Source organism: Mesorhizobium sp. M7A.F.Ca.US.006.04.2.1 (assembly GCF_004022915.1).
GTDB classification, from domain to species: Bacteria; Pseudomonadota; Alphaproteobacteria; order Rhizobiales; family Rhizobiaceae; genus Mesorhizobium; species Mesorhizobium ciceri.
The window spans coordinates 1-1,750 of record NZ_RZQA01001095.1; the positions used below are offsets into that span (position 1 = coordinate 1).

A 1,750-nucleotide genomic window follows, 5' to 3' on the forward strand; every position below is an offset into this window, starting at 1 on the left:
CGGCGCCAAGATGGACCAGAACGAGGCCGAACTGCGCCGGCAGCTCGAAGGCACCGGTGTCAGCGTCACCCGCAGCGGCGACCAGATCATCCTCAACATGCCGTCCGACATCACCTTCAACTCGGATCAGGATGCGGTGAAGCCCGGCTTCTACCAGGTCCTGAACTCCGTCGCGCTGGTGCTGAAGAAGTTCAAGCAGACCACGGTCGACGTGTTCGGCCACACCGATTCGACCGGTGGCGACCAGCACAATTTCGATTTGTCGCAGCGTCGTGCTTTGGCGGTGGCGAACTATCTGTCCGGTCAGGGCGTGGATCAGCGGCGCTTCGCCGTCACAGGCTTCGGCAAGACACGCCCGGTCGCATCCAATGCCACAGCCGAAGGTCGGGCCCAGAACCGCCGCGTCGAGATCCAGCTGTCGCCGCTCACCTGATCCGTCCGGCAAGCGGATGCGAAACGGCCCTCATGCGGGGCCGTTTTTGTTTGAGCTGACATCGGCGCTCTGGATGGGTACGGTATAGATTTAGTTATTGCTAAAATATAGCTTTCCGGCGGCCATGGAAAGGAATAGCATCATGGCAGTCCAGCGGGGATGAGGCGGTGTAACCGGCCGCGCAATCAGCATTTTTCCGCCTCGGTCTTGCACGGCCAGATCAGAAATCTGGGAGGAATGCATGACAAGAACAGCCAGCCTTGGGCGCTGTGGCGTCCTCGTTTTAACAGGTTTGGTAGGCGCGTGGCTGAACGTTGCTTCGGCTCGGGCCGAGGACGCCAACAAGGCCGACATCGAAGCCTTGAAAAAGTCGCTCGCCAAATATGAGGATTACACCGCTGCCGTCCGCGACCTCTATCTGTCGACGGTCGGCTGCGTCTACTACAGCGGAGAAAAGATAGCGGGCGCGATGGATTACCCGAAGGGCGCCATGGGTATTCACTTCGTCAATGTCCCGAGTGTCGGCCAGAAGCTCGACCCGATGCACCCCAACGTGCTGATCTATGAACCGACCAAGAAGGGTTTGCGGCTGGTGGGCGCGGAATGGCTGGTGCCTCTGACGCCGGACATAAAGGAGCCTCCGAAGCTGTTTGGCCAAACCTTCATGGGGCCGATGGAGGGGCACTACCCTCTCATCCCGAAGGAGTTCGTCCATTACGACCTTCATGCCTGGCTCGGAGACAATCCGAACGGCATGTTCAGTCCGACGAACCCGAACGTGAAATGCTCGAAGGCCGAGTTTCCGATGCTGGAAAAACCGACCAAGATGATGCCTGGGCCGATGTAACGGGCGAACCAGGCTGGAGCTCTATCGAGAAGGCAAGCCGGATGGCTGGCTTGCCTTCGAAGCGGTCGGGATCAGACCTTGGCGACGATCCGCATGAAGGCCGGCATGTCATCGCCGAAGCCAACGGTGGAATCGTTGTCTTCCTGGTGACGTTGGCGGGCAGGGCGGCTGTTGTCTCGCTGCGGCCGGGTATCGCCGCGTTCCGGTGCGCGCTGTTCGTTGCGATCGGACGATTTGCGCTCGGTGTTTTCCGAACGGATCGCTTCCTTGCGCGAGCGCCGTTCGCCGACGTCGGCGGCTGCCGCTGCGACCTCGGCCACCGGCTGGTCCTCGCGGACTGTTTCCGGTGCCGTGTCTTCGCTGCGCTTGGCGTGGCGTTCGCGCGCTTTGCGCTCGCCGCCCTTTTCCCTGCTGCGGTCGTCGTCCTTGCGGCCGGCGCGGCGCGGTGCGCCCTTGCCACGGCGCGGAGC

Annotated in this window: 2 protein-coding genes and 1 pseudogene; 2 read left to right on the forward strand and 1 reads right to left on the reverse strand. The window is 61.8% G+C overall.

The features are described 5' to 3' along the window. The coding region (locus tag EN925_RS34625; RefSeq protein ID WP_164894613.1) for an OmpA family protein at positions 1-433 on the forward strand (433 nt) is incomplete at its 5' end. A 241-nt stretch (positions 434-674) separates the two neighbouring features. After that, complete coding sequence (locus tag EN925_RS34630; RefSeq protein WP_013531372.1) at positions 675-1,280, forward strand: hypothetical protein; 606 nt, start codon at positions 675-677, stop codon at positions 1,278-1,280. Between the two features lie 71 nt (positions 1,281-1,351). Here EN925_RS34630 and EN925_RS34635 read toward each other — a convergent pair. Continuing rightward, positions 1,352-1,750: pseudogene (locus EN925_RS34635) on the reverse strand (ATP-dependent helicase); the annotation flags it as partial.